The organism is Parviterribacter kavangonensis (genome assembly GCF_056863335.1).
On sequence record NZ_JBXPJA010000002.1, the window covers coordinates 824,359 to 850,100 of the forward strand.

The window sequence follows — 25,742 nt, forward strand, 5'->3', positions numbered from 1 at the left end:
GCGCTCCATTGCCCGGGCCGTCCCGGGCCCGGGCGTGTGCTCCCGGTGATGGTTTCGCGACGCGGCGCGAGGAAACTGCCGATAGGAACGTGCACCGCCCCGGCTGCGGGCGGTCGCGGTGCACGAACCTTTCGCTATGCGATAGGAACGTGCACCGCACCCGTGAAATCGGAGGGCGGTGCACGAACCTTCCGCTATGCGGAACGAACGTGCACCGGACCCGTCGGAAACGACGACGGTGCACGAATGTCACGGGGCGAAGCCATCCCCGGGAGCACTCGTCCGGGCCCGGGACGGCCGGGGCAACCGAGCGTAAGAGGCGCGACGCGAACAACCCGTGCGCGGACGCGGGGGACGCGGTGTGGCACGTTGCTAACCCCACTGGCGCGCCGATCACGGACCGAAAGACCACAACTGCGGAACCCCTCCCTCGCCGGCCCCCGCGACCGCGAACGCCTAAGGTCAAGAGGCAATCCGGCGCGCCGGGTCCGCGACCGTCTTCGTCGCGAAGCGCGGCGAAGCGGCTAGCGGCGGTAGCTCTCCGCCTCGATTCGCGGGAACTTCCGCAACGCCCCGCCGAACGAGTACGGCGCCTGGTTGAAGCAGGCGGGGTTGTCGGAGTTGGACGGCTTGTCGGCGTCGCCGCTGACATTGCGGCAGTCGAAGGCGGCGATGATCCCGCGCTTCGCGATCTCCGGGCCGGTCAGGGACAGCGGATTCAAGTACGCGTTGCCGCGATTGCCGGCGAGGCGCTTCGGGTGGACGGCGACGGTCTCCGCTCCAGTCGGGCCGAACTGGCGGAGGTAGTGGCCGGTGGCCTGCGGGTCACGGGACTTCGTCGTCGCCTGCGTCGCCGCGCCGAGGTTCGCGAAGAGATCCGACAGCGTGTGCTGGTGCTCGCCGAGCCAGGCGAGGATGGGGTTGAGCTCGCCAAGCCACGGGCCGAGCTCACCGAGCACCGGACGCAGCCCTTCGAAGAGCTCGCGTGACGCCGGCAGCGACGTGCGGCCCGCCTCCAGCAGCGGATCGAGTTCGCGGAACAGGTGCTCGAGATCGGGCGACAGCTGCGACAGCGCCACCAACGTGGGACGCAAGTCGCGCATCGCCGGCTCGAGGTCCTGGACGACCGGCCGCGCCTTGCGCGCGAAGCGATCGAGGCGGTCGTACGTCAGCCGCGACTCCGACAGGAACGTCGGGAAGATGTTCCAGACCTGCGCGAAGTCCTCCTTCTCGCGCTGGATCGCGGAGAACACCGTGTCCGAGTTCTCGACGAGACGGCGCAGCTGGCCCTCGCGCTCGGTCAGCGCGCCGAACACGACGCCCGTGTTGCGGACGAGCGCGCCTAGCGCCTGCTTCTGCTGCGCGAGCACCTCGAAGAGGTCCGCGCCGGACGACGCGAACTCCGGGAGGTTGCCGATCGCGTCGTTGAGATCGGTTCCGCGACCGGAGACCGCCCGCGACACGCCCTGCTGCCACGTCCGGTACGCCTTGCGCGTGTACGGGTCGAGCGTGTTCAGGATCTCGTCGAGCTCGACGGTGTCGGACACGTTGCGCTCGTCGAGCAGCCCGCCCTCCGGCACCTTCGGCCCGTTGCGCGACCCCAGCGTCAGCTCGACGTACGTCTGCCCGAGCAGCGTCTTGTTGCGCAGCACCGCCTTCGCATCGCGGCTCAGGGGCGCGTACTTGCGGTCGAGCTCCAGCGTCGCGACCGACGCGTTCACCGAGTGCTCGACCGACACGACCCGCCCGACCTGCACGCCCGCGACGCGCACGTCGGACTGCTTCGCGAGCAGAGGCGCCTCGTCGAACGCGATCCGCAGCTGGTAGCCGTCCGGCTTCATCGGGATCGGCCCGCCGAACGCGAGCCACAGGAACAGCAGCAGCCCGAAGCACGACAGCGCGAAGCCGACCATCGCGGTGAGCCGCCCGAGCGTGGGGGCCTGCTTCTGCATCAGCCGCCGCCCTTCCCGCCGCACACCGCCGGATCGGTCAGCGCGCCCGTCAGGCCGAGCAGCGCCTCCAGCTCCTCCTGCGCGCCGACCGTGTTCTCGATCGTCGCGCACGTCCCGCCGTACGTCACCGGCCGCCCCGGCCCGTGCGCATCCAGCGAGCCGAACAGGTTGTTCACCTGATGCACGAGCCAGCCCGTGTAGAAGAGGTAGCCCTCGTCGCGGTCGGCCTTCTCCGGCCCCTCGCGTCCGCCCTTGTTGTAGGCGAGCATGTTGAAGAAGTGGTTGAGGACGGTGAACGTCCGGCGCAGGCCGGGCTCGCCCTCGGCCAAGCCCTTCACCGCCGGCCGCAAGTCGCGCACCAGCGGCCGCGCCTCGCGCACGAACGGCCGGATGTCGTCGCGCAGCCGCGGCGTCGCCTCCAGCGCCAGCGGCCGCGTGCGCTCGTTCGCCGACCGCAGCGCACCGATCGCCGGGCGCATCTTGCGCGTCGTCGGCCCGAGCACCGTCGCCATCTCCTCGACGCGCTGCAGCGACGCGGTCGCCTGCTTCAGCGTCCCCGGCAGCCGGCGCACGGTGTCCGACACGCCCGCCCGCTGCGACGCGATCGCGCGGAACACGCGGCTCGACGCGTCGACGAGCTGCGCGAGGTCGTCGTCCTTGCGCCCCAGCGTCGTGTTCAGCCGCTGCAGCGAGTTGACGAGCCGCCGCAGCTCGGTGCGGCGCGTCGCCACCTCGCTCGACACGGCCGCGAGGTCGCGGTAGGTCGGCTCGAAGCGCCGCAGCACCTCCTGCAGGTCCTCGCCGCGGCCCTTCAGCCCCTTGCCCGCGCCGTCGAGCAGCAGCCGCACGTACTGGCGGACGTCGCCGTCCAGCCCGGCGAGGATCTCGTCGGGGTTGACGTCGGGGAGCGTGTTGCTCACCGGGATGACGAACCCCTGCTTCGCCAGCGGCGCGGCCTTCGTGCCCGGGTTGAGCTCGAGGAACATGTCCTTCAGCCCGGTCTTCGGCCGCAGCAGCGCGGTGGCGTCGGTGTGGACCAGGTCGCGGTACTGCTCGTCGAGCTCGAGCGTGACGATCGCGCGCCCCTCCTTCAGCTCGGCCTTCGCGATGTCGCCGATCCGCACGCCCGCGACACGCACCGTCTGCCCCTGCCCCGGCGTGACGGCCTGCGCGGTGCTCAGCTCGGCCTTCAGCACGTATGGCTTCGGCTCGAGCAGCGGGAACCGCAGCCGCTGGTTGCTGAGGATGTAGCCGCCGACGAGCGCGGCCATCGAGACGAGCACGACGATCGCCACGAAGTCCTTCGCGTGCTCGCGGATCGCGCGCTTCACGGCGCGTCGCTCCCCAGCGTCTTGACGACCTCGCCGAGCTCGCCGACCTTCAGCGGCTCGTCCGACAGCGTCAGCTTGTCGCCGAGCGTGCTGCCCTTCAGCGCGCGCCGCATCCAGTCCATGAGCTTCTCGTTCGCCTTCGCCCGCCGCGCGTCGGCGCCCGGCGCGTGCTGGTTGATCCGCACCTGCTGCGGCGGCGGCGCGGGGTTGGAGCGCAGGTCCGGCAGCTCCTGCGTCTCACACGGCACGTCCGGGCGGTACGCCGGCGGGCCGCCCTGCTTCTTGGGCGGGTTGACGCCCTGCACCGGCAGGTCGGTGAAGAAGAAGCGACCGTCGCCCAGCACCGACGCGTAGTTGGCGTTGTTCGCGTACGAGCGGACGTACTGGCCGTTCGCGTCGAAGTTGCGGCTCTCCGCGGCGAGCCCGACGAACTGCTTCGACGCCTCCTGGTAGATCGGGCCGCTCGCCTTGAAGTTCGGGTCGGGGATCGTCGACTCGTTCCACGGGATGATCGAGTTGAGCTGGCACGAGCTGGCCAGGCGCGTCTGCTCCTGGAGCTTCACGCCGCCCCGGTTGAGCTCGACGAGCGACGGCACCGTCGGGCGCAGCTCGCGGACGAGGCCCTGCAGCTCCGGCGGCGAGACGAGCCCGCGCAGCTGGCGGACGAACGGCAGCTGCGCGTCGAGCGCCGGGCCCGACTCACGGACGGTGGGAGCGAGGTCGCGGGCGAAGCGCCGCACGTCCGGGAACGCCGTGCGCAGCGCCGAGAACGCGCGCAGGCCGGCGCCGAGCGTCACCGGCAGCTCGTGGATCGCCGCCGACAGGTTCGCTTGCTCGCTCGCGAACGCGTCGGCGGTCTGCGCGAGGCCGACGATCAGCTCCTGCAGCCGGTCCGGGTTGCGGTCGAGGCCCTCGGCGACGCGCGCCGCGCCGGCGATGTACTGCGAGAGGTCGTGCTCGAGCAGGCCGCGCGTCGCGTCGTTGACCATCGCCGAGTTCTTGAACGCCGGCTCCCAGTGCTTGATCGACCGGTTGAACCCGCGGCCGCCCTCGCCCGACACCGCCTTGCCGTACTCGCGGAAGACGTTGCGCAGATCCTCGCGCGTGTCGCTCTGCAGCATCTCCAGGAACTGGCCGAACTGCACCGGCGCCGCGGTCTGCTGCACGGGGATCGTGTCGCCGCGGCCCAGTGCCGGCGCCGACGGCGAGCCGGGGGAGAGGTCGACGAACCAGTTGCCCTCGAGGAAGATCCGCGGCCGCACCTTGGCGCGCGCGTCGGCGTGGATCGGCAGGCCCTCGTCCTTGATCTCCATCGTCACGAGCGCGCCGTCGCCGTCCTCGCCGAGCGGCTCGATCCGCTTCACCTTGCCGACGTTCACGCCCGCGATGCGGACGGGGGAGCGCGGCTGCAGCTGCGAGACGTCCTTGAACGCCGCGCGCACCTCGAAGGGGTGGTTGAACGGGTTGTCCTTGCGGAACCCGAACCACACGCCGATGGCGGCGACGATCAGCCCGACGAGCCCGATCCGTGCGAGGTGGTTCTTCGACGGCGCGCGACCCCTCACTTGTCGAGCTCCTTCGGCAGCTGCGGACCGCTCTCGGGAAGGCGGGTGAACGTCTGGCCCTCCGGGACGCGGGGGCGGCCCGTGAGCGTCGGCCCCGACGCGCCCGGCATGTGCGGGTCGACGACGACCTTGTTCTTGGGGTCCTTGTCGTACGTCGTGAGCTTCTCGAGGTAGCCGCGCTGGCCGGACTCGCAGTCGGCCTGGCCGTCGTGCGTCACGGCGGCCGAGTAGAGGCTCAGGTGCAGGTTCATCGGCGAGCCCGAGACGACCTCCTCGCCGTTGGAGGGCCGCGTCGCGCCGATCGAGCCGATGCTCGGCGCCCGCGGGTCGCGCGGGCGCGACGCCTGGTTGAGCAGCGTGCGCTGCGAGCCGCCGGTCGGGTCGGGCTCCGTCAGGTGCTCGCTGACGTTCCCCCAGGCGTAGTTGAAGTAGTTGCAGACCGTGACGTACGGCCCGACGAAGCGGATGAACGGGTGCACGACGTCGACGAGCCGCGTCACGCCGCGCAGCGCGACGATCGTGCGCTCGTCCGACGCGAGGTCGCGCAGCGCGCCGAGCGTCTTGCCGAGCTCCTCGTTGTAGGCCGGCGTGCGCTGCAGCACCGGGACGCCGGTGGCGAGCGCGCGCTGGATGCGCGGCAGCGCCGACGGCATGACCTCGGTCGTGTCGCGCAGCGCGCGGCTGAACCGCGCGGTGTCGGCGAGGAACGGCCGCTGCGTGCGGAACGAGCGGATGCCCGCGCGCATCGTCGGAGCGTTCTGCCGGATCGTCTCGCGCAGCCGGTCGGGGTACCGCGACCACGCCTCGAACGTGTCGGCGGCGGCGCTGAACTGGTGCGCGTAGCGGCCCGCGACCGGCGCGACGATCCGCGCGGCGTCGCCCAGTTCGCCGAAGAAGCGGTCGAGCCGGTTGCGCTCGTCGGCCAGCGTGCGCGCCACGGGCTCGAGCCCTCCGAGGAACCGCGGCAGCTCGCGGATCGTCTCGTTGAGCGAGAAGCCCCGGCTCGACAGCGCGGTGCCGAACCCGCGCAGGTTCTCCCGCACGGCCGCCCGCGTCGGCCGGTCGAACATGCGGTTCATGTCCTCGATCTCGACCGGGTAGTCGACCTGCTCGGCCGGCATCGTCTCGCCGTCCTCGAACGTGCGCTTCGACGTGCCGCGCGTCAGCTCGACGTACTTGAGGCCGAGCACCGAGCGGGGCCGCAGGTTCAGCGTCGAGTCGCGGGGGATCGCCCCGGCCACCTTGTCGAGCTTCATCGCGACCTCGGCGCCGACGGTGCCGTCGGGGAGGCGGACCGGCTCCATCTTCTCGACGATCCCGATCTGGGCGCCGCCCTCCCGGATCTCGTTGCCGGGCAGCAGGTTCGCGCCGTTGGCGACGTGGAAGCGCAGCGTCGTCGTCGGGACGAACGGCAGGCCCTTGTTCGCGTTGTACGCGAGGAAGACGGCGACGACGACCACGAGCGTGGTCACCGCGCCGACGAGGACGGGGTTCGCGACGATCGAGGCGGTGCCCTTGCGCGTGCGTCTCATCGGCCCAGGAGGAAGTCGAGGAGCTCTTCGGACGTGTCGCGCGGCAGCACGGGGTCGACGCGGCCCGTGTCCGGCACGCGCGGCGCGGACGGCAGCGACGGCGTCTCGGGGAGGCGGTCGAGCAGCTCGTCGAGCTGCGGGACGACGCCGCCGAGGCCGCCGCTCCCGCCCGCGCCGTCGCGGCCGGGCGTGGCGTCCTGCGGCGTTGCCGCCGCCTCGTCGTCGCCGCGCGCGTCGCCGCCCTTGTGCGCCCGCGACCGGCCGCGCTTGCCGCGCTTGCGGTCGGCTTCGGCGCCGTCGCTCGTCTTCGTCCAGTCGGCCGACGTGATGCCGGGCTGGTTCCTGCCGAGCCACGCGCGGCAGCGGTCGGGGCTGGCGCCGCTCTTGATCTGCTCGGCGTTCGTGTAGTTCGCGCACTCGCGATCGAGGAAGAGCGACGCCTTGAGGATGTAGCTGTTGGCGTCGAAGAGGTTGATCGCCTGCGACTGCGCGTAGAAGTACCGCAGCAGCGACTCGAGGCCGGTGAAGCCGCCGTCCGGCCCGCGGCCGGCACGGGCGTCCTTCTCGACCGCGAAGCGCGGGTCGTCGAGGTGCTCGAGCGTCATCGCGAGGTTCTGCGCGGCCTCGGGGAGGTCGTCGACGCCCTTGCGCAGCTCGGCCACCGGGGCACGTGCCGCCTCGACCGCCTTGCGCCCGGTGCCGGATGCGTCGGCGAGCGAGCGGATCGCCGGCCGCGACGCCTCCGCGTACGGCCCGAGCGTCTTCAGGAGCTTCTCGAGGTACGGCGCGGCCGTGCTCAGGTTGCGCAGCGCCGGGATCTGCGCCTCGGCCGTGTCCTCGAGCCGGGCGAGCGTCGGCCGCAGCTCGCCGAGGAAGCGCGGGAGCGTCCGCCACTGGTCGCGGATGCCGGCGTCCTCGGACGCCGCGGCGGCGGCGGTGTCGCGCGCCTCGTCGACGAAGCGGGCGACGTCGGTCTTGTTGTTCGCCACGCGCGTCACGACGCGGTCGGCGTTCGTGTAGAGGTCGCGGATCGTGCGGCGCTGGTCGCGCAGGATCGCCAGCAGGCGGTCGACCTGGCGCAGCGCGGGGACGGCGCGGCGGATCGTCTCGTTGAGGTCTTCGCCGCGGGCGGCGAGGCCGAGGCCGAGCTCGCTGAAGAGGATCGAGAAGCGCTCGCGGTACGGGCGGCGCATGATGTCGTTGACGAGGTCGACGGGGATCGTCGTCTCGGTCTGCTCGACCGGGATCGTGTCGCCCGGCTGGAGCCGCTCGGGCGCGGTGCCGGGCCGGCAGTCGATGAAGTACTCGCCGATGAGCGACTGCGGCCGCGTCTCGCAGCGCACGTCGCGGCGCAGGTCGTCGAAGCCGGTCTTCGTGACCTCGATGCCGACCTTCGCGCGCATCGTCTCGCGGTCGAGCTGCAGCGTCGTCACCTTGCCGGCGCGCACGCCGCCGACCTTCACGTCGGCGCCGTCCACGAGCCCGAACGCGTTGTCGAGCTCGACCCAGTACTGCTTGGCGTCCGCCTCGCTGTCGGGCGCGCCCGTGACGAGCAGGCCGACCGCGACGGCGGCGACCGCGACCGTGAGGAGCGCGAGGAGGCGGCGAAGCATCGCGGTCACTCCCCCGGCGGGACCTGCGACGGATCGCAGTTGAAGTCGTCGGAGGGCTTGAACGGGTTCGACCCGTCGCGGGCGGGGCGCTCGCTCGCGCCCGGGCAGCGGTTCGTCTGGCCGCGGCGGACGACGAGGTCGTTGAGCTGGTTGCGCAGCTCCTGCGGAACGAGCTTGAGCTGCGCGCCCACCGCGGCGAACGCGTTGACCGAGGTCGCGACGCGGCTCGCCGAGCCGTTCGCGTCGTAGATCCCCGAGTGGCTGAAGTCGTCGAGCCAGCCGGTGAAGTCGACGGCGTAGGGGCGGAAGAACGCGAGGTGCGGCTGCTGGCCCTTCAGCGCCTTCGTGGTCGTCTCGAACGAGCCGGGGCGCTCCTTGCCGTTGCGGCGGACCGTGCGCACCGCGACGTCGCGCAGCGGCGGGATCGAGCGGGCCAGCTCGAGCAGGTCGTTCGCGCCGCCCGGCGAGCGCACGAGCGCGGCGAGGTCGCGGATCGTCGGCACCGCCTCGACCGCGAACGGCCGCAGCTGGGCGAGCACGCGGCGCAGCTTCGGCGTCACCGGCCGCGACGCGTCGATGACGGGATCGAGGTCGTCGAGCGTCGCGCGCAGGTCGACGAAGGTCGAGTTCGCGCGGCGCAGGAAGTCCGGCAGCTGCCCGATCGCCCCGCGCAGCGACCGCTCCTCCTTCGCGATCGCGCCGGTCGTCGTCGCGAGCCGGTCGACGAGCATCGCGACGCTGTCGCGGCGGTCGGCGACGTCGGACATGAGCTTCGAGGAGTGGACGACGAAGTCCTCGAGGGAGCCCGAGTCGGCGTTGACCTCCTGGAACAGGCGCCGGGCGGAGACGAGCGCCGGGTTGACGTTCTCCCAGCCCGCGTTCGCCTTGTCGCCGTCGGTCCGCCACTGGTTCGCCTGGCCGCGGATGACGTTGCGCAGGCCCTTGCGCGTCTCGGGGTCGAACGTCTGGAAGAGCTGGTCGATCTCGATCGCCGACGTCGTGCTCGCCGTGTCGATGACGCCGTCGTCGGGGATCGTCCGGCCGCCGGCGGGCGGGATGCGCAGGTCGACGAAGCGGTTCGCGGAGCCGCTGAGCGACGCGATCCGCAGCGTCGCGCGCGTGCCCTCGCGCAGCGGCGCCACGTGGTCGTCGTCGATCTGCAGCGTCAGGTCGGCCTGACCGTCGGGCGTGAGGCGGATGTCCTCGACCGTGCCGACGGGCCGGCCCCCGACCTGGACGAGGTTGCCCTTGACGACGTTGGTGGCCGCGAGGAACCGCACGTGCACGCGGTAGCCGTCGCCGCCGGCGCCGCCCAGGAGCAGGAAGCCCGCGATGACGAGCGCGAGCACGAGGGAGGCCCCCGCCGCGATCCGTCCGACGGGGCTCAGGCCCTTGTCGTGGTGACCCTCCACGCCTGCCGCAACGAACGACGGGCCGAAGGCTTGCGGTGACGCTTCGTCAGTCGGGGAGGTGGAACTGCTGCTCGCCGATCGTCAGGATCGTCGGCTCGCCCTCGCGGGCGGCGATGCCGAGCGGCAGGTCGGGCTCGGTCGTCGGCCAGAACGCGAGCGCGACGCTGCGCCCGCCGAGCCAGCGCGCGAGCGTCCGGACGCCGCGGGCCGCGGCCTCGACGCCGCCGAGCGGACCGGTGACCGTTCCCTCCTCGGCGTCGACCTCGAGCGGCGGCATCGGCGCCATGAGCGGGAACGCCGGCGGCTCGGGCGCGAGCTCGACCGCGTGGGGGAGGTGGACCGTGCGATCGCCCTCGACGACCTCGATCGGCCCGAGCCGGGAGCAGCTGATCATCACCGGCAGCGCGTCGTCGCCGCGGTCGAGCACGGCCTGCACCTCGACGGCGCTCGAGACGTGCAGGAACTCGCGGAGCCCCACGATCTGGGTGTCCAGCTCGCCCGCGGTCAGGACGACGTCGACGGGCTCCTCGGAGGGTTCGTCTTCCACTTGAAGGAGGCTAGTGGGGCCTGATCGGCGCGCGGAGCGGCATCTCGGCGCAGAACGTCGTCGAACCTTCGTCCAAAGCGTCGGTCAGCGGCCTTCGACCGTGCTTGGCACCTGCGACGATCGGCTTCATGAAGGTCCTCGTGGTCGAGGACGACGACAGCCACGCCGGGCTCGTGCTCGAGCTCCTCTCCGTTCCGCACGGAACGCTGGACACCGCCCGCGTCGCCTCGCTCTCCGATGCGATCGAGCATCTGCTCGCCGCGCCGGTCGACTGCGTCGTGCTCGACCTCGATCTCCCCGACGTCCGCGGGGTCGAGTCGGTCGAGCGGATCCGGCCGGCCGCGCTGCAGGCCGCGGTCGTCGTGCTGAGCGGGCATCGCGACGACGCGCTGGCCGTCGCGGCGCTGCGCGCGGGCGCGGAGGAGTACCTCGTCAAGGGCACGTTCGAGCCGGCGGCGCTGCAGCGCGCGGTCCGCCACGCCGTCGAGCGCAAGCGCGTCGAGAACCGCCTCGCGCACCGCGCGCTGCACGATCCGCTCACCGACCTGCCGAACCGCGTGCTGTTCGGCGACCGCCTGCGCCTCGCACTCAGCCGCCTGGACCGGACCGGGTCGTGCCTGGCGGTGATGCTCCTCGACCTCGACGCCTTCAAGGCGGTCAACGACGAGCACGGGCACCTCGAGGGCGACCGCGTCCTGCGGTCCGTCGCCGGCCAGCTGGCCCGGACGGTGCGCGGCGGCGACACCGCGGCGCGGCTCGGCGGCGACGAGTTCGTGATCGTCTGCGAGGACGTCACCGGTGAAGACGAGGCGCGGGCGATCGCCCGGCGCCTGCTCGACGAGCTTCCCGTGCCCGCCAGCCTCGGCATCGCCCTGACCGCCGACGGCACGTGCGAGCCCGAGGCGCTGCTGCGCGACGCCGACGCCGCGATGTACGCGGTCAAGCGGCGCGGCGGCGGCGACATCGAGGTCGCCGGCGGCCCGCTCATCGGAACCGCCTGACCCAACGCAACAACGGGGTCAGGCACCGTGCGTGCACGTTCGATCTGCTGATGATGTCGGGCGATGACCGACCTCGTCGCCCGAGGACCTCGTCTGACGCTGCGCTACGCGCGGCCGGCCGATGCCGCCGCCCTGTTCGTGCTCGGCCGCGACCCCGAGGTCACGCGGTTCTTCTCGTGGGGCCCGTACACCGCGGTCGCCGAGGCCGAGGCCTACATCGCGCGGCTGCCGGCCGAGCGCGCGGAGGGGCGGCACCTCGACTTCGTGATCGCGGGACCGGACGGCGTCGCGATCGGCGTGACCGGTCTCGGCGAGTGGAGCCTGCGCGACCGCCGCGCCGTGATCGGGACGTGGCTGGGCCGACCGCACTGGGGCACGGGCGCGAACCACGAGGCGAAGGCGCTCGTCGCGGCGCTGGCGTTCGGCGCTCTCGGTCTCGAGCGCCTCGGCGCCTACGCCGCGCCCGGCAACCCGCGGTCGGTCCGGGCGCTCGAGAAGATCGGCTTCGTCCGCGAGGGGACGCTGCGGTCGTTCCACCACCACGGCGACACCGTCCATGACGTCCACGTCTTCGGGCTGCTGCGCGCCGAGTGGGAGGGGAGCACGCTCGCCGGCGTCCCCGCGGAGATCTCCGGCGATGCGCCGCCGGCCTTCGCCACCGCCGCGCAGTGAAAGGCGAGAGGGGGCGCGCCCGCATCGAGGCTCTCCGCCGGACCGGCGGCCTCTGTCGCGTCTCAGCCGAGCTTCTCTATGAGCGCGAGGTAGTCCTCGAGCGAGCGGGTTCCGAGGAACCCTCCGCGGACGCGCTCGCGGGCGTTGCGGCCGATCTCCTCCGCGCGGCCGGGGTCGTCGAGGAGAGCGCGGACGGCGGCGCCGTAGGCCTCGAGGTCGCGCGGGTCGTCGAGGAGGACGCCGTTGACGCCGTCCTCGATCTGGTCCTGGATGCCGCCGATCCGCGACGCGACGACGGGACGCGCCTTCCACATCCCCTCCGCGACGGTGAGGCCGAACCCCTCGGCGAGGCTCTTCTGCACGACGATCGTCGCGCGGCGCTGGAGCGCGTTGACGATCGCGGCGTTCTCGTCGCCGTCGTCCATCGGCAGCAGGGCGAGGTGCACACGGGCGCGGACGTCGCCCGGCAGGTCCTCCCAGCGTGCCCGGGCGCGCTCGAGGACCTCGGCGCCCTCGGGGTCGTCCGTCACCGCGCTGACGTCGGGCCCCGCGTAGACGAGGTGCGCGTCGGTCTGCGGGGCGACGTGCTCGGCGAAGCCGTCGAGCACCCCGAGCGGGTCCTTCAGCGTGTCCCACCGCGACACCTGCAGCACGAAGCGGTCGTCCGGCTGCAGCGGCCGCTCCTCGACGACCGTCGCGGTCCGCTGGACAGTTCCGCGGTCGCCGCCGAAGCGGATGAACGCCGGCTCGGCCGCGGGCCCGTCGCCGTCACGCCGCAGCCCGGCGGCGTAGAGGATCGCCTCGGCGACGTCCGGCTCGATGTCCTGGTTCTTCGGCGCGAGCGCGTCGATCGACGGCGCGATGAGGACGAGCTTCTCCTCGGGGAGGTCCTCCCACGCGAACGCCTGCCGCGAGAAGACGTAGGCGTCGGCTTCGCGCACGTACGGCTGGAGGAAGCGCCACGCCTCGCGGGCGACGTCGTTCGGCGTGTCGAGCCCGACGTGGCAGCGCCAGACGACGGTGACGTCGAGGTCGCGCACGTGCGGCACGAGCCCGGCGGTCTGCGGGTCGTGGAGGATCACGACGTCGCCGGGGGACAGCCGCTTGCGCAGCGCCGCGCCCGCAGCCTCGAGCGGCGCCTCGTACGCCGCGCGCGCCTCGGAGCCCAGCGAGCCGCCGTCGCCCTCGGAGCCGTGAAGCCGGTTGTGCAGCCGCTTGGTGACGCGGAAGAACGGCGTGTCGCCGCCGATGACCTCCCAGCGCGCGTCGACGCCCGCGCCGTGCGCGTAGGCGAGCAGCGTCACGAGCATCTCCGCCACGCCGCCACCGCGGGCCGTGGAGTTGACGTTCCACACGGTCCGGCCGGCGAGGTGCTCGCGGCCGCGCTCGGCGGCGGCGAGGACGCGTTCGCGGTCGTCCTCGGAGAGCACGTCCGCAAGCCGCTCGAGCGGCAGCTTCCCGACCTCGACGGTCGTCAGCGGTCGGGTGTCGTCAGCGTCCACTCACGTCGTTTCGCCGCGTACTCCTCCGGCAGGCTACCGATGAGTGCTTCGACCGCGTCGAGCCAACTCAGCGCCTCGCCCGGCCGGCCCGCCCGGGCGGTCTCCTCGGCGAGCTTGAAGGCGGCGTCGACGGTCTGCGGCGCGGCGACGGGATCGGGCTCGTCGAGCCACGCCGCGATCCTGCCGCCGATGACCTTGCCCGGCTGCGGCCACGGCCGCTGGTCGTGCGCGCCGCCGGCGCCGAGCCACAGCGGCAGGCCGCCGGTCAGCAGCACTGCGCGCAGGAACGGGCGGAACGGCGCGGGATCGACCGGCGCGCCCGCGCGTGCGGCGATCGCCGCGGCGGCCGCGTCGGCCTGCTGGATCGCCAGGCCGCCCTGCTTGACGATCGCGTTCGTCGCGTCGCCGGCGGCCCAGACGGCGGCGGTCCCGTCGACCAGGCCGTGCTCGTCGACCGGGATGAACCCGTCGCGGTCCGCCGGCAGCCCGTGCAGGTGCGGGCCCTCGATGCGGGGGAGCGCGACGACGCGCTCGGCGTGGTAGCGGCGCAGGCGCTCGGGCGGCAGCAGCGCGATGCCGCGCTCCTCGAGCAGCGCCCGCACCCGCGTGGACACGTCGTCGCCGAACGTGGCGAGCGGCGCCGCCTCGGCGGTGACGACGGCGAGCTCGGCGTCCGGAGCCAGCGCCGAGGTCTGCAGCGCGAGCTCGTAGAGCGGCAGCGCCCAGGTCACGCCGTCGGGAACGACGAACGCGATGCGCCTCACCGTCTTCGCCGTGACGGCGTCGAGCAGGCGCCGCAGCTCGGCGATCCCGCGCGTGCCGTCGAAGGTCAGGGCGTCGCGGAGCGCCGGGCGCCGGCGCGCGCCGACGGCGACGAGCAGCGCGTCGTAGCGGACGGCGCCGAGCGTGTCGGTGTGCACCGTGTGCGCCGGCACGTCGACCGACTGCACCGTGGCGAGCCGCAGCTGCGCGCCGTTCTCCTCGCACAGCGGCCGCAGCGGCACGTGGCGCACGCCCTCCGCCGCGAACGGCGCGGTGACGCTCAGCGGCCGGTGGCGGAGGTCCTCGCTGCTCGACAGCAGCTCGACCTGCACGCGGTCGCCGGCGAGGTCGTGCAGCGCGAGGACCGCCTCGGCTGCCGCGAACCCGCCCCCTGCGACGACCACGCGCATGGCATCCCGCCTAGCTCTGCTCCGAGGCCGCCAGCGCGTCGCGGATCGCCTTGGCGAGTCCGTCCGCCGCGACCGTCTGCGCCTTGCCGTCCTTGCTCGTCACGACGAACGTCGGCGTGCTGTCGATCTGCGCGGCGCTCGCGGCGCTGCGGTCCTCGGCGAGCTGCTTGGAGATCGCCGCCGCGTCGCCGCCGGAGAGCACGTCGCTCGCGCCGGCCTTGTCGGCCACGCCGTTGATGAAGTCGTCGGTCGCGTAGTTCGAGTTCTCCGGCCCCTGGTCGGCGTACCAGGCCTCCGCGAACTGCCACATGCGGTTCTGGCCGGCGGCCCGCCACGCGGCGCGCGCGCCCTTGACGGAGTCGTCGCCGATGAACGTCAGCAGGCGCAGCTGCATGCGCACGTCGCCGGGACGGACGAAGTCCTTGACGATCGCCGGCAGCTGCTCCTTCGAGGCCGCGGCGCAGAACGGGCACTGGAGGTCGGCGAACTCCTGCACGGTCACGGGCGCGTCGGCCTTGCCGAGCCACGCGCCGTCCTGCGGGATGCCGTCGAAGAGGGTCACGCGATCGGCGCTGCCGCCGTTGTCGTCGCCGCCCGAGGACAGGAGCGCGACGCCCGCGAACACGACCGCGGCGACGGCGAGGGTGACGCCGAAGAGGATGAGCCGGCGGCGGCGCTTCGCCTGCGCGGCTGCGGCGGCCTCGGCCTCGAGGCGCGCCTCCCGCGCCTGCGCCTTCTGCTCTGCACGTGAGCTCATGATCCCCAGCCTAGGCGCGGACCTAAAGGGCACCATCCGTACTCGGCCGCACCCCGTTCGCGCCGTTCCGCGGTCACGTCAGCTCCAGGGTCCGCCCGGCTCGCGGACGAGGACGGAGCTCTCGGACGAGGGGTCGCGCCAGACGCGGCGCTTGCGGACGTACTCGGGCGGCAGCGTGCCCGCGATGCCCTCCGCCGCGTCGAGCCACCGGACCGCGAGCTGCGGCTCGCCGCTGGCGGCCTCGTCGTCGGCGAGCAGCAGCGCGAGGTCGAGCGCCGCGCGGCGGCCCTTCTCGTCGGAGCCGATGCCGCGGTCGACGTCGTGCAGCGTCGCCTCGGTGCCGAGATGCAGGTGCACGCGGTCGGCGAGGTACGGCGCGAGGTACCGCGCGGCGACCTTGCCGGGCGGCCACCACAACGGCGCGCGGCTGGCGACCGCGCCGTGCGGGCCCTCGGCGCTGCGGAACCACCACGGCAACGCGCCGGTGAGCAGCTGAGCGCGCAGCGCCGGGTGGTACGGCTGAGGCGTGCAAGGCGCGCCGGCGCGGGCGGCGATCGCCTCCGCGGCTGCGTCGGCCTGCTGCGACGCGAGGCCGCCCTGCTTGATCGACAGCGCCGTGCCGTCGCCCGCGGCGTGCACGCCCGGCGCACCGACCACGGCGCAGTGATCGTCGACGGGCAGGAAGCCCTCCGGGTCGGACGGCAGGCCGGCGACCCGCGGCCCGGTGAGCCGCGGCAGCGTCACGACGCGGTCGGCCGTGAGCGCGCCGGTCGAGGTGATCAGCATCCCGTCGAGGAGCTTGGTCGGCGCCGAGCTGACGTGCAGCGCGATGCCGTGGCCGGCGAGCGGCGCGCGCAGGCGCCGCCGCGCCGGGCGCCCGAAGACGTCGAGCGGGTCCTGCTCGGGCGTAACGAAGTCGATCCGGGCGCCGGTGCCCTCGAGGTGGCGGGCCGTCTGCAGCGCCAGCTCATACAGCGGCAGCGGCCAGGTCGACCCGGGCGGCAGCGCGAAGGCCACCGAACGGGCGGCGCCGGTGACCAGCTCGTCGAGCAGCCGGCGGAACGCGCGAATCCCCTCGTCGCCGTCGAAGGTGAGCGCACCCGGCAGTGCCTCGCTGCGCCGCGCGCCGATGGCGACGACGAGCGAGTCGTACGGGATGCGCACGCCCCGGGCGGTCTCGATCGCCGATCCGGCGACGTCGACGAAGTCGAGCGCGTCGCGGCGCAGGTGAACGCGCTGGTCGGCGCACACGTCGGGGAGCGAGACGCGGCGCACCTCCTCCGTGCCGAACGGCGCGGCGACGGCGAGCGGGCGCAGGACGAGGTCGGGCTCCGGCGTGACGAGGTCGATCGACACGCGCGCCCCGGCGAGCTCGCGCAGGGCGAGCAGCGTCTCGACGCCGGCGATGCCGCCTCCGGCGATGACGACGCGGTGGGAGGGGCGATGGGGCATGGGCCGACCGTAAGCGCGGCCGATGCCCGGCGACTCCGTAGGAACCCGCAACGCGTGGACGGACGGCTCCGGATGGACGGACCCCCGCGGGTGACGATCCTCCTGGCATGCCCTTCCGCCGCCCGCTCCGCGTCCTCGTCGCCGGTGGCGGCTTCGCCGCTGCCGAGGCGCTGCTCGCGCTGCGTCCGCACGCCGGCGACCGCGTCGACCTCGAGCTCGTCGTGCCCGACCCGGTGATGCCGTTCCGCCCCGCCGCGACCGTCGCCCCGTTCACCGCCGCGCCCATCGACCGCTTCGACTTCGGCGCCCTCGCCGGGGAGACCGGCGCCACCTTGACCATCGATCGCGTCGACGCCGTCTTCCCGGATGCCCACAGGGTCCGGCTCGGCTCGGACGGCGTGCGCGAGTACGACGCGCTCGTCCTGGCGCTCGGCGCCCGCGCCCGTGCCGCCGTTCCGGGGGCGCTGACCGTCCGCGACCAGCGCGACGGCGCGCACCTCGAGCGGCTCGTCACCGACCTGCGCGCCGGCGAGGTCGAGTCGCTCGCGCTGACCGTGCCACCCGGCGTGAGCTGGTCGCTGCCCATGGTCGAGCTGGCGCTGCTCGCCGCCGCCGAGGTGGAGGAGGCGGGGGCCGGCACGGAGGTGACGCTCGTCCTGAACGAACGCGCGCCGCTGTCGGCCTTCGGCGACCGCGCCAGCGCCGCCGTCGCCGACGTGCTCCGCGACCGCGGCGTCCGCGTCGTCACCGGCGTCTCCCCGCGGCTCGTCGACCAGCGCGGCCTGCGCCTCGCGGACGGGAGCACGATCGACGCCGACCGGGTCCTCGCGGCGCCGGCCCTCGCCGGCCGGCGCGTCAGCGGGATCCCCGCCAACTTCGGCGGCTTCGTGACGACCGACCCGTGCGGCCGCATCGCCGGCCTCGACGGCGTCCACGCCGCCGGCGACATGACCTCGTTCCCGATCAAGCAGGGCGGCTTGGCGACGCAGCAGGCGGAAGCCGCGGCGCTCGCCATCGCCGCCCGAGCGGGGGCGCCCGTGCCGCTCCCGGCGCCCGAGCTGATCGTCCGCGCCCGGGTCTTCGGCGCCCCCTCGCCGATGTACCTGCGGGCCGAGCTGGACGCGGCGGGGCGGCCGGTGCCCGGAACGTCTGAGGTCTCGAGCGAGCCGCTGTGGTGGCCGGCGACGACCATGTTCGGCCGCCACGTCAGCCCGTGGATGGCCGGGCACGCCGCAGCCGCCCACGCTGCCTGAGCGCCTACTCGGGCGGCAGCTCGAGCAGCTCGAGGTGGCCCTCGGGGCCGTCGGCGCTCAGCGCCAGCCGGCGCCGCGGCCGGGGCAGGGCGTGTTCGTCGAGCGGCCGTTCGACGTCGACGCCCTCGTGCGGCGCCCGCAGCGGCTCACCCTCCTCGCGCTCCCACAGGTAGGGGCCGAGGTGCTGGCCCGCGATCTTCGTCGGGGGCCACCAGAGCGCGTGCTCGGCCAGCTCGGACCGGTCCTGCTCGTCGCCGACGTTCGCGCGCAGCCAGCGCGGGCCGGTGTCGGTGAGCAGGATCCCGCGCAGGACGGGCCGGAAGCCGTGCGGCGTGACGTCGGCGCCGGCCGCGGCGGCGATCGCCTCGGCGGCCGCATCGGCCTGCTGGGCCGCGATGCCGCCCTGCTTGATCGCGAAGTCGGTGCCGTCGCCGGCGGCGTAGACGCCGTCGAGCGGGCCGCCGTCGCCGACGACGCGCGCGCGGTCGTCGATCGGCACGAAGCCGCCGGCGTCGACGGGCAGGCCGGGGACCGCGGGGCCCTCCATGACCGGCAGCGCGACGACCCGGTCGACCGGCACGCGGTCGTGGCCGGGGCCGAGCCCGAGGGCGGGGACGCGCGAGCTCGGCTCCACGATGGACGAGGTGAGCACCTCGATGCCGCGCTCGCGCAGCAGCTCGCCGACGGCGTCGCTCGCCTGCGGGCCGAAGAGCGCCAGCGGCGCGTCCTCGGGCGTCACGACGGTGACCTGCACGTCGTCCAGGCCGACGGAGGCGGCACGCTCGGCGGTCAGGAGCGCGAGCTCGTAGAGCGGCAGCGGCCACGTCGCGGCGGACGGGGCGACGAACGCGATCCGCTTCGCGTAGCCGCCCTCCATGTCCTCGAGCACGCCGTGCACGCCGTCGTCGCCGGGGCCGGTGAACGTCACGGCGTGGGGGATCGCGCGCGCCCAGCGCGCGCCGATCGCGACGAGCAGGTGGTCGTAGCCGTGCTCCGCGCCGTCCGCGTCGATGACGACGCGACGGTCCGGGTCGACCGATCCGAGCGCGCCGCGGCGCAGCTCGAAGCCGACGTCGCGGGCCACGTCGTCGAGCCGGTGACGGTGCGCCCGCGGCAGCGCGAACGGCTCGCGCACCGACAGCGCCTTGACCTCGAACGTCTCCTCGGGCGTCAGCACCGTCGTCGCCACCCGGTCGCCGGCGAGCTCGCGCAGTGCCAGCGCGGCCTCCAGTCCGGCGACGCCTCCACCCGCGATCAGCACCGTGTCGGCCATGGGCGGAAGGTACCTTGCTCGACGCGATGACCAACGCCCAGCTGGATGCGGAGCGCCTCCAACGGCTCCTCGAGGCCGGGCGGGCGCTGACGGCCTCGCTGGATCTCGGCACCGTCCTCGACGGCGTGCTGGCGACCGCGCGGGAGCTGACGGGCGCCCGCTACGCCGCCCTCGGGATCCTCGACGACACCCGGACGGAGCTCGCGCAGTTCCTGACGAGCGGCATCGATCCCGCGGCGCACCGCGCGATCGGCGACCTCCCGCGCGGCCGCGGCGTGCTCGGCCTGCTGATCGAGGATCCGCATCCGCTGCGGCTGCCCGACGTCACCGCGCACCCGCGGTCGTACGGGTTCCCGCCCGGCCACCCGGACATGGGCGCGTTCCTGGGCGTCCCCGTGATCATCCGCGGCGAGGCGTGGGGCAACCTCTACCTCACCGAGAAGGAGGGCGGCGCGGCGTTCGACGACACCGACGAGCTGTCGGTGCTGACGCTGGCCGACTGGGCGGCGATCGCGATCGAGAACGCCCGGCTGTACGAGTCCGCGGACCGGCGGCGGGCGGAGCTGGAGCGCGCGGTCCGCGGGCTGGAGGCGACGACGGCGATCGCGCGGGCGGTCGGCGGCGAGACGCGGATCGAGCGGGTCCTCGAGCTGATCGCCAAGCGCGGCCGGGCGCTCGTCGGCGCGCGGCGGATCGGCATCGCGCTGCTCGACGGCGACCAGCTGCAGGTCGTTGCGCGGGCGGGGGAGGCCGAGGGCGAGGGCTCCACGGAGCGCGCGCTGATCGAGCGCGTCGTGCACACGGGCCGCGCGGAGCGGACCGCGGAGGAGCTGCTCGTCCCGCTCACGTACCGGGCGCGGACGCTGGGCGTGCTCGGCGCCGTCGGCCGTGTCGGCGAGGGCGGGGCGTTCGGGCCCGAGGACGAGCAGCTGCTGAACGCCTTCGCGGCGAGCGCAGCCACCGCGGTGGCGACTGCCCAGACGGTCGAGCGCGACCGGCTGCGGCACGCGATCCGCGCGGCCGAGGACGAGCGGGCGCGCTGGGCGCGCGAGCTGCACGACGAGACGCTCCAGGGCCTGGCCGCGCTGCGCGTCGGGCTGGCGGCCGCGTCGCGGTCCGACGACGCCGAGGCGCTGCGCGAGGCGATGCGAGCCGCGGTCGAGCAGATCGCCGGCGAGGTCCAGAACCTGCGGGCCATCATCAGCGACCTGCGGCCGGCGGCGCTGGATCAGCTCGGGCTGGGGCCGGCCCTCGAGGCGCTGGCGCAGCGCGTCGGGCCGGGGAACGGGCTCGAGATCGCGGTCGACGCGTCGTCGCTCGGCCCGCTCGATCACGAGGTGGAGACGACGGTCTACCGGCTTGCGCAGGAGGCGCTGACCAACGTCGCCAAGCATGCAGCGGCGTCGCACGTGGCGATCGAGGTGGGCACGGCCGACGGGCGCGTGACGCTGTCGGTCGCCGACGACGGCCGCGGGTTCGACCCCGGTGCGGCGACGGCGGGGTTCGGGCTGCTCGGGATGCGCGAGCGTGCCGCGCTGGCCGGCGGGTCGCTGGACGTGGCCTCGTCGGCCGACGGCGGGACCGTCGTGACGGCGTCGCTGCCGGTCGCCTAGCGGTCGACGAGGCCGTTGTCGAGCGCGTAGCGGACGAGCTCGGCGCGCGTGGTGCGCCCCAGCTTCTGCTGGATGTGCGCGCGATGCGTCTCGACGGTGCGGACGCTGAGGTAGAGCTGCTCGGCGATCTCGGTGTTCGTGTGGCCGAGCGCGATGAGCCGCAGGATGTCGACCTCGCGCTCGCTCAGGCCGCCGGGCGGCCCGGACGGCATCGTCGCCAGCCGGGCGCCGAGCGAGGGGTTGACGTACGTCTGCCCGGCGCGCGCCGCCTGGATCGCCTGCACGAGCTCGTCGTCGGCGGCTTCCTTGAGCACGTACGCCGTCGCGCCCGCCTTCAGCGCCTCGCGGGCGAACTGCGGCTCCTGCTGCATCGTCAGGACGACGATGTGCGTGTTCGGCGAGGCCTCGAGGAAGCGGGGGATGGCCGGGAGGCTCGGCTCGCCGGGCATGTTGAGGTCGAGCACGAGCACGTCCGGCTTGTGACCGAGCACGTAGCGCAGGGCGTTGTCGACGTCGCCGGCCTCGGCGACGACCTCCATCCCGGCCTGCGAGAGCAGTAGGCGCAGGCCGGCGCGGACCACGGTGTGGTCGTCGGCGAGGACGACTGTGAGGGGCTCATCGGACATCGTGCCGACCGGTAGTTCACCATGATCGGGGGATGCCGTTCGATGTCGTCATCGCCGGAGCAGGCCTCGCGGGGATCGAGGCGGTCCTCGGATTGCGCGAACTGGCGCGCGACGAGGTGCGCGTCACCGTGGTCGGTCCGGCCCATGAGGTGCTCCATCAGCCGCTCGGCGACGCCCCCTGGACGATGGGCGGCGTCGACCGCCACCCGATCGATCAGGTCATGAGCCGGCTGGGCGTCTCGCTGGTGCGGGACGCCATGACCGGCGTCGACCCCGAGCGCCGCCGGCTGCTGCTGCGCCAGGGCGACGAGGTGCCCTACGACGCGCTGCTCGTGGCGATCGGGGCGCGCCGTGTCATGTCGCTCGACAACGCCGTCGTCTTCGGGTCGGCGATCGACGTGCCCGCCGTCGATGCGGTCCTGGATCTGGCCCACCGCGGCGCCGCGCGACGGCTCGCCGTGACGATCCCCGTCGGCACCGCCTGGTCGCTGCCGGCCTACGAGGTCGCCTTGCGGGCGGCCGCCGTGGGGGCCGAGGCGATGGTCGTGACGCCGGAGTCCAAGCCGGTGAGCGTCTTCGGCGAGGAGGCGTCGGCCGTCGTGGCCGAGGAGCTCGCGCGAGCGGGCGTGCAGGTCATCACCGGCGTGGTCGAGGACGCCGACCCCGGCGAGCTCGCCCTGACCGGCGACCGGCGGCTGCCGGCCGATGCCGTCGTCGCGCTGCCGTGGGTCCGCGGGCCGCGCGTCGAGGGCCTGCCGCACGATCCCGACGGCTTCCTCCCGGTCGACCCGTTCGGGGCGGTCCAGGGCGTCGAGGCCGTCTGGGCGGCCGGCGACGGCACGAGCTTCCCGATCCGCCAGGGCGGCCTCGCGTGCCAGCAGGCCGCCACCGCCGCGACGTCGATCGCGGCGGCCGCGGGCGCGGACGTGACCCCCGAGCCGCTCCAGCCCTGCGTCCGCGGCGCCCTTCCCACCGGAGACGGCGCCCTCTGGCTCGAGCACGACCTCCACTCCGGCGTCTCCCGGGCCTCCCGAGAGCCGCTCTGGCACCCGCCCCATCGCGTCGCCGGCGTCCGCCTCCCCGCGTTCCTCGAGGAGCTCGACGGGAAGTAGGGCGGCGCGGGAAGGTTTCCGGACGGGCGGCGTCTTGGGGGGTGTGAACCCGTTGGAAGGACTTCGAGCCATGCCCTCTGCCTCACGCCTGTTCGCTCCACTTGCGGTCGTCGCGGTGCTCGGCTTCGCGGCCTGCGGGAGCGACGACGAGTCGTCGAACGACTCCTCCTCGTCGTCGTCCGGGACGACGACGGAGAGCTCCGCCAGCAAGGGCGGCGCGTACGCCCCGCCGGCCGACACGTCGACGTCCTCGTCGTCGTCCTCCGCCTCGTCGTCCGGTGGCGGCGGTCAGGACCTGAAGCTCTCGGCCGACCCCGGCGGGGCGCTGAAGTTCGACAAGACCTCCCTCGATGCGAAGGCGGGGAAGGTCACGCTGACGATGGACAACCCGTCGAGCGTGCCGCACGCGGTCGCCGTCGAGGGCAACGGAGTCGACAAGGACGGGAAGACCGTCGAGCAGGGCGGCGTCTCGACCGTCACGGTGTCCCTGAAGAAGGGGACCTACACGTTCTACTGCCCCGTCCCGGGCCACGAGGAAGCGGGCATGAAGGGGACGCTGACCGTCAAGTAGGCTCGCGCTCAGTGGGTGCATCGCCGTCCCGAGCAGGACCGCGGCGCCTGGACCCCGCGGGGTTGGGCGACCACCTCGACCGCCTGTACCGGGCGGCGTGGGCCCTGTGCGGCTCGCCCCACGAAGCGGAGGACCTCGTGCAGGAGACCTACGCCCGCGTGCTCAGCAAGCCCCGCTGGCTGCGCAACGACGACGACCTCGGCTACCTCCTGCGTGCGCTGCGCAACACGCACGCGAGCCGCCTGCGGACGGCGTCGCGCCGCGTGAGGACGGCGCCGCTGGAGGAGATGACGCTCGCCGCCGCCGATCATCCGGTCGACGTCCGAGCGCTCTTCACCGCCATCGCCGCGCTGCCCGAGGACTTCCGCGACGCGCTCGTCGCGGTCGACCTCGCCGGCCTCTCCTACCGCGAGGCGGCGAGGAACCTCCGGGTCCGCGAGGCGACGCTGACGACGCGCCTGCATCGCGCCCGCAAGGGCGTCGCGAGGGAGCTCGGCGGCGAGGGAGCGGACCGGTGAGGCACGACGAGGGGGCGACGCCGGAACAGGAGCGCCTCGCCGAGCGCCTGCGGGCGACGGCGGCGGGCGTGCGCGCGCCGCAGTCCCTCCGGGCGCGCGTGGCGGAGACGCGGCTCGAGGCGCCGCCCGGCAAGGAGCGGCGCCAGCTCGCCGGCGACGGCCTCCGTGGCCGCGGCATCGCCTCGTGGCCGATCTTCGGCGCGGCCGCGACCGTCGTGCTCGCGGCGCTCGTGTTCGGGCTCGTGTCGATCGCCGGCGGCGACGACGTCACGGTCGACCAGGCAGCGCGGATCGCGTTGCGGGCGCCGGTCTCCGCCGCGCCGGCCACGCGCGCCGACGGGATGCTCGATGCGTGGGTCGGTCCCGTCTGGTTCCCGGGGAAGCAGAAGACCGGCGGCTGGCGGCCGGTCGGCCTGCGCAACGCGACGATCGACGGGCGCAAGATGGTGACGGTCACCTACGCCCGCGACGGCCGCGTCGCGGCGTACGCGATCGTCGACGACCGGCTCGACGGCCTCGGCGACGATCACTACACGGTGAGCCGCGACGGCGACGCCACGATCGTCACGTGGGAGCGCGACGGCCGCACCTGCATCCTCGTCTCCGCGAACGCGGACGCCGAGCGCCTTCTCGCGTTCGCTCGCTCGGGAGAGCGCGCGGGGGCGTACGGCTAGTCGCGCCTGGCGTCCCAGCTGAAGCCGCGGACGGCGAGGAACGCTCCCGCCGCGGTCCACAGGGCGATGACGACGAGGTCGGACCACTGGGAGGCGCCGGTGACCATCGCGCCCGAGAGGCCGTCGATGACGTGCGTCAGGGGGAGCGCCTCGGCGATGTCGCGCAGGAACGCGGGCGCGGTGTCGGCGTCGTAGAAGACGCCGCTGATCGCGATGAGCGGCAGGAAGACGGCGTTGATGTAGGCGGGCGCGCTGTCGAAGTTCGGGATCGCGTGGGCGAGCGCCGCGCCGAGCAGCGAGAAGCACGCGACGCCGGCGACGGCGAAGACGCCCAGCTGCAGCCAGTCGACCGGCCAGCCGACGCCGAAGAAGGCGCGCCCGGCGACGATGACGATGACGAGCTGGATCGAGGCGTTCGTCACCGCGTGCCCGGCGAGCGCGCCGAAGTACGCGGGGGCGGGCAGCGGCGTGCCGCGCAGGCGCTTCAGCACGCCCTGCTCGCGGAGGAAGACGAGGTTGTGCGCGATCGCGACGAACGTCGTCGACACGATGCTCATCCCGGCGATCCCGGGCACGATGACGTCGAGGTCCTCCTGGTTGCCGGCGAAGATCGCGCCGAACAGCGCGAGGAACAGCAGCGGCAGCAGGAAGTTGAAGAAGGCGGCGCTCGGGTTGCGCCAGAACATCCGGCGCTCGAGGCGGTACTGCCGCCAGGTGAGCTCAAGCACGCGACGCCTCCGGCAGCTCCTCGGCGGTGAGGTCGAGGTAGACGTCCTCGAGGCTCGGGCGCGTGACCGAGAGGTCGCGGACCGCCTCGCCGCGCGCCAGCGCCGCGCTCGTGAGCTGGTGCAGCAGCGCCGTCGGATCCTCGGTCTGGCGCGACTCCAGCTCGCCGCTCACCGGATCGCGCCAGGTGACGCGGTAGGTGGCGGCGACGCCGAGCTCGGCGGGCGCGCCCTCGGCGACGATCCGCCCGTCCTTGACGATCGCGACGCGGTCGCACAGCGCCTGCGCCTCGTCGAGGTAGTGCGTGGTCAGCAGCACGGTCTTGCCGAGCTCCGCCAGCGACCGCACCGTCTGCCACGCCGCCCGCCGAGCGGCCGGGTCGAACCCGGTCGTCGGCTCGTCGAGGAAGATCAGCTCGGGGTCGCCGATCAGCGCGAGCGCGAAGTCCAGGCGCCGCAGCTGCCCGCCCGACAACCGGCGGGTCCGGACGTCGGCCTGCTCAGTCAGCCCGGCCAGGCCGAGCACCTCGTCGACGTCGCGCGGCCGCGGGTAGAGGTGCGCCCAGTGGGTCAGCAGCTCGCGGACCGACAGGTGGCGGTACACGCCGCCGCCCTGCAAGACGATGCCCACGCGCAGCCGGAGGTCGCGGGGCCGCTGACCGGGGTCGTGGCCGAGGACGGACACGATGCCGCGCGTCCGCTGGCGGTATCCCTCCAGGATCTCGACTGTCGTGGTCTTCCCGGCTCCGTTGGGCCCGAGGAGCCCGAACACCTCGCCGCGCGCGACCTCGAAGTCGATCCCGCGGACCGCTTCTACGGGCCCGTAGGACTTGTGAAGATCTCGAACGAGGATCGCGGGTGCGTCCACT

At 73.9% G+C, this 25,742-nt stretch carries 23 protein-coding genes; 8 read left to right on the plus strand and 15 right to left on the minus strand.

The window, feature by feature from the left end; translation table 11 throughout:
• Nucleotides 1-524 precede the first annotated feature (524 nt).
• Genes AC1UE4_RS19535 through AC1UE4_RS19565 form a run of 7 tightly spaced genes read right to left on the minus strand, consistent with a single transcriptional unit; the run spans nucleotide 525 to nucleotide 9,952 of the window.
• Entirely contained in the window at nucleotides 525-1,952 is a 1,428-nt protein-coding gene (locus AC1UE4_RS19535) for an MlaD family protein (RefSeq protein WP_482918981.1), read from the minus strand.
• Complete coding sequence (locus AC1UE4_RS19540; RefSeq protein ID WP_482918982.1) at nucleotides 1,952-3,283, minus strand: MlaD family protein; 1,332 nt, start codon at nucleotides 3,281-3,283, stop codon at nucleotides 1,952-1,954. The genes AC1UE4_RS19535 and AC1UE4_RS19540 overlap by 1 nt, the downstream gene beginning before the upstream one ends.
• Nucleotides 3,280-4,848, minus strand: coding sequence for an MlaD family protein (locus AC1UE4_RS19545; RefSeq protein ID WP_482918983.1), 1,569 nt, complete (start codon nucleotides 4,846-4,848; stop codon nucleotides 3,280-3,282). The genes AC1UE4_RS19540 and AC1UE4_RS19545 overlap by 4 nt, the downstream gene beginning before the upstream one ends.
• The gene (locus AC1UE4_RS19550; RefSeq protein ID WP_482918984.1) at nucleotides 4,845-6,380 is read right to left on the minus strand and encodes an MlaD family protein; all 1,536 of its coding nucleotides are present in this window, start codon (nucleotides 6,378-6,380) and stop codon (nucleotides 4,845-4,847) included. Before AC1UE4_RS19550 ends, AC1UE4_RS19545 begins: the two co-directional genes overlap by 4 nt.
• Complete coding sequence (locus AC1UE4_RS19555; RefSeq protein WP_482918985.1) at nucleotides 6,377-7,993, minus strand: MlaD family protein; 1,617 nt, start codon at nucleotides 7,991-7,993, stop codon at nucleotides 6,377-6,379. The genes AC1UE4_RS19550 and AC1UE4_RS19555 overlap by 4 nt, the downstream gene beginning before the upstream one ends.
• A gap of 5 nt (nucleotides 7,994-7,998) precedes the next feature.
• Complete coding sequence (locus AC1UE4_RS19560; protein WP_482918986.1) at nucleotides 7,999-9,405, minus strand: MlaD family protein; 1,407 nt, start codon at nucleotides 9,403-9,405, stop codon at nucleotides 7,999-8,001.
• A gap of 46 nt (nucleotides 9,406-9,451) precedes the next feature.
• Nucleotides 9,452-9,952, minus strand: coding sequence for a hypothetical protein (locus AC1UE4_RS19565; RefSeq protein WP_482918987.1), 501 nt, complete (start codon nucleotides 9,950-9,952; stop codon nucleotides 9,452-9,454).
• Nucleotides 9,953-10,080: 128 nt separating this feature from the next.
• Between AC1UE4_RS19565 and AC1UE4_RS19570 the strand changes: the two genes are divergently transcribed.
• Nucleotides 10,081-10,953 (plus strand): diguanylate cyclase domain-containing protein, encoded by an 873-nt coding sequence (locus tag AC1UE4_RS19570; RefSeq protein ID WP_482918988.1) that lies wholly within the window; start codon nucleotides 10,081-10,083, stop codon nucleotides 10,951-10,953.
• Between the two features lie 63 nt (nucleotides 10,954-11,016).
• Nucleotides 11,017-11,625 (plus strand): GNAT family N-acetyltransferase, encoded by a 609-nt coding sequence (locus AC1UE4_RS19575; RefSeq protein WP_482918989.1) that lies wholly within the window; start codon nucleotides 11,017-11,019, stop codon nucleotides 11,623-11,625.
• A gap of 62 nt (nucleotides 11,626-11,687) precedes the next feature.
• Here the strand turns inward: AC1UE4_RS19575 and AC1UE4_RS19580 are convergent, their stop codons facing one another.
• From AC1UE4_RS19580 to AC1UE4_RS19595, 4 genes are all read right to left on the minus strand, one after another.
• A complete protein-coding gene (locus tag AC1UE4_RS19580; protein WP_482918990.1) occupies nucleotides 11,688-13,127 on the minus strand; it encodes a glycosyltransferase in 1,440 nt (479 codons plus the stop codon).
• Nucleotides 13,100-14,299, minus strand: a complete 1,200-nt coding sequence (locus AC1UE4_RS19585) for an FAD-dependent oxidoreductase (RefSeq protein ID WP_482918991.1) — start codon at nucleotides 14,297-14,299, stop codon at nucleotides 13,100-13,102. The genes AC1UE4_RS19580 and AC1UE4_RS19585 overlap by 28 nt, the downstream gene beginning before the upstream one ends.
• Nucleotides 14,300-14,309: 10 nt before the next feature.
• Nucleotides 14,310-15,056, minus strand: a complete 747-nt coding sequence (locus AC1UE4_RS19590) for a DsbA family protein (protein WP_482918992.1) — start codon at nucleotides 15,054-15,056, stop codon at nucleotides 14,310-14,312.
• Between the two features lie 78 nt (nucleotides 15,057-15,134).
• Nucleotides 15,135-16,508, minus strand: coding sequence for an NAD(P)/FAD-dependent oxidoreductase (locus AC1UE4_RS19595; RefSeq protein ID WP_482918993.1), 1,374 nt, complete (start codon nucleotides 16,506-16,508; stop codon nucleotides 15,135-15,137).
• A 107-nt stretch (nucleotides 16,509-16,615) separates the two neighbouring features.
• Here AC1UE4_RS19595 and AC1UE4_RS19600 point away from each other — a divergent pair, with 107 nt between their 5' ends.
• Nucleotides 16,616-17,761, plus strand: a complete 1,146-nt coding sequence (locus AC1UE4_RS19600; protein ID WP_482918994.1) for an FAD-dependent oxidoreductase — start codon at nucleotides 16,616-16,618, stop codon at nucleotides 17,759-17,761.
• A gap of 4 nt (nucleotides 17,762-17,765) precedes the next feature.
• Here AC1UE4_RS19600 and AC1UE4_RS19605 read toward each other — a convergent pair whose 3' ends face one another.
• Nucleotides 17,766-19,034, minus strand: a complete 1,269-nt coding sequence (locus tag AC1UE4_RS19605) for an FAD-dependent oxidoreductase (protein WP_482918995.1) — start codon at nucleotides 19,032-19,034, stop codon at nucleotides 17,766-17,768.
• Nucleotides 19,035-19,060: 26 nt separating this feature from the next.
• Between AC1UE4_RS19605 and AC1UE4_RS19610 the strand changes: the two genes are divergently transcribed.
• On the plus strand, nucleotides 19,061-20,647 hold the full coding sequence (locus AC1UE4_RS19610; protein ID WP_482918996.1) for a sensor histidine kinase: 1,587 nt from the start codon (nucleotides 19,061-19,063) through the stop codon (nucleotides 20,645-20,647).
• On the opposite strand, the gene AC1UE4_RS19615 is transcribed toward AC1UE4_RS19610, so the two are convergent.
• Nucleotides 20,644-21,273, minus strand: a complete 630-nt coding sequence (locus AC1UE4_RS19615; RefSeq protein ID WP_482918997.1) for a response regulator — start codon at nucleotides 21,271-21,273, stop codon at nucleotides 20,644-20,646. The genes AC1UE4_RS19610 and AC1UE4_RS19615 overlap by 4 nt on opposite strands.
• A 32-nt stretch (nucleotides 21,274-21,305) precedes the next feature.
• Between AC1UE4_RS19615 and AC1UE4_RS19620 the strand changes: the two genes are divergently transcribed.
• The 4 genes from AC1UE4_RS19620 to AC1UE4_RS19635 all read left to right on the plus strand — a co-directional run bounded on the left by AC1UE4_RS19620 (nucleotide 21,306) and on the right by AC1UE4_RS19635 (nucleotide 24,148).
• Nucleotides 21,306-22,385, plus strand: coding sequence for an NAD(P)/FAD-dependent oxidoreductase (locus AC1UE4_RS19620; RefSeq protein WP_482918998.1), 1,080 nt, complete (start codon nucleotides 21,306-21,308; stop codon nucleotides 22,383-22,385).
• Between the two features lie 70 nt (nucleotides 22,386-22,455).
• Nucleotides 22,456-22,956, plus strand: a complete 501-nt coding sequence (locus AC1UE4_RS19625; protein WP_482918999.1) for a plastocyanin/azurin family copper-binding protein — start codon at nucleotides 22,456-22,458, stop codon at nucleotides 22,954-22,956.
• Between the two features lie 62 nt (nucleotides 22,957-23,018).
• The gene (locus AC1UE4_RS19630) at nucleotides 23,019-23,474 is read left to right on the plus strand and encodes an RNA polymerase sigma factor (RefSeq protein WP_482919000.1); all 456 of its coding nucleotides are present in this window, start codon (nucleotides 23,019-23,021) and stop codon (nucleotides 23,472-23,474) included.
• Nucleotides 23,471-24,148: a hypothetical protein gene (locus AC1UE4_RS19635; RefSeq protein ID WP_482919001.1), complete on the plus strand. Its 678-nt coding sequence runs from the start codon at nucleotides 23,471-23,473 to the stop codon at nucleotides 24,146-24,148. The genes AC1UE4_RS19630 and AC1UE4_RS19635 overlap by 4 nt, the downstream gene beginning before the upstream one ends.
• Here AC1UE4_RS19635 and AC1UE4_RS19640 read toward each other — a convergent pair.
• On the minus strand, nucleotides 24,145-24,876 hold the full coding sequence (locus AC1UE4_RS19640) for an ABC transporter permease (RefSeq protein WP_482919002.1): 732 nt from the start codon (nucleotides 24,874-24,876) through the stop codon (nucleotides 24,145-24,147). The two genes, AC1UE4_RS19635 and AC1UE4_RS19640, sit on opposite strands and share 4 nt — an antisense overlap.
• The gene (locus AC1UE4_RS19645) at nucleotides 24,869-25,741 is read right to left on the minus strand and encodes an ABC transporter ATP-binding protein (RefSeq protein ID WP_482919003.1); all 873 of its coding nucleotides are present in this window, start codon (nucleotides 25,739-25,741) and stop codon (nucleotides 24,869-24,871) included. Before AC1UE4_RS19645 ends, AC1UE4_RS19640 begins: the two co-directional genes overlap by 8 nt.
• Between the last annotated feature and the right edge of the window lies 1 nt (nucleotide 25,742).

Bases quoted from the DNA above. Each gene is read 5' to 3' on its own strand.
- AC1UE4_RS19535 (WP_482918981.1), bottom strand. From the start codon at position 1,952: ATGCAGAAGCAGGCCCCCACGCTCGGGCGGCTCACCGCGATGGTCGGC.
- AC1UE4_RS19550 (WP_482918984.1), bottom strand. From the start codon at position 6,380: ATGAGACGCACGCGCAAGGGCACCGCCTCGATCGTCGCGAACCCCGTC.
- AC1UE4_RS19555 (WP_482918985.1), bottom strand. From the start codon at position 7,993: ATGCTTCGCCGCCTCCTCGCGCTCCTCACGGTCGCGGTCGCCGCCGTC.
- AC1UE4_RS19570 (WP_482918988.1), top strand. From the start codon at position 10,081: ATGAAGGTCCTCGTGGTCGAGGACGACGACAGCCACGCCGGGCTCGTG.
- AC1UE4_RS19575 (WP_482918989.1), top strand. From the start codon at position 11,017: ATGACCGACCTCGTCGCCCGAGGACCTCGTCTGACGCTGCGCTACGCG.
- AC1UE4_RS19585 (WP_482918991.1), bottom strand. From the start codon at position 14,299: ATGCGCGTGGTCGTCGCAGGGGGCGGGTTCGCGGCAGCCGAGGCGGTC.
- AC1UE4_RS19590 (WP_482918992.1), bottom strand. From the start codon at position 15,056: ATGAGCTCACGTGCAGAGCAGAAGGCGCAGGCGCGGGAGGCGCGCCTC.
- AC1UE4_RS19595 (WP_482918993.1), bottom strand. From the start codon at position 16,508: ATGCCCCATCGCCCCTCCCACCGCGTCGTCATCGCCGGAGGCGGCATC.
- AC1UE4_RS19600 (WP_482918994.1), top strand. From the start codon at position 16,616: ATGCCCTTCCGCCGCCCGCTCCGCGTCCTCGTCGCCGGTGGCGGCTTC.
- AC1UE4_RS19605 (WP_482918995.1), bottom strand. From the start codon at position 19,034: ATGGCCGACACGGTGCTGATCGCGGGTGGAGGCGTCGCCGGACTGGAG.
- AC1UE4_RS19610 (WP_482918996.1), top strand. From the start codon at position 19,061: ATGACCAACGCCCAGCTGGATGCGGAGCGCCTCCAACGGCTCCTCGAG.
- AC1UE4_RS19615 (WP_482918997.1), bottom strand. From the start codon at position 21,273: ATGTCCGATGAGCCCCTCACAGTCGTCCTCGCCGACGACCACACCGTG.
- AC1UE4_RS19620 (WP_482918998.1), top strand. From the start codon at position 21,306: ATGCCGTTCGATGTCGTCATCGCCGGAGCAGGCCTCGCGGGGATCGAG.
- AC1UE4_RS19625 (WP_482918999.1), top strand. From the start codon at position 22,456: ATGCCCTCTGCCTCACGCCTGTTCGCTCCACTTGCGGTCGTCGCGGTG.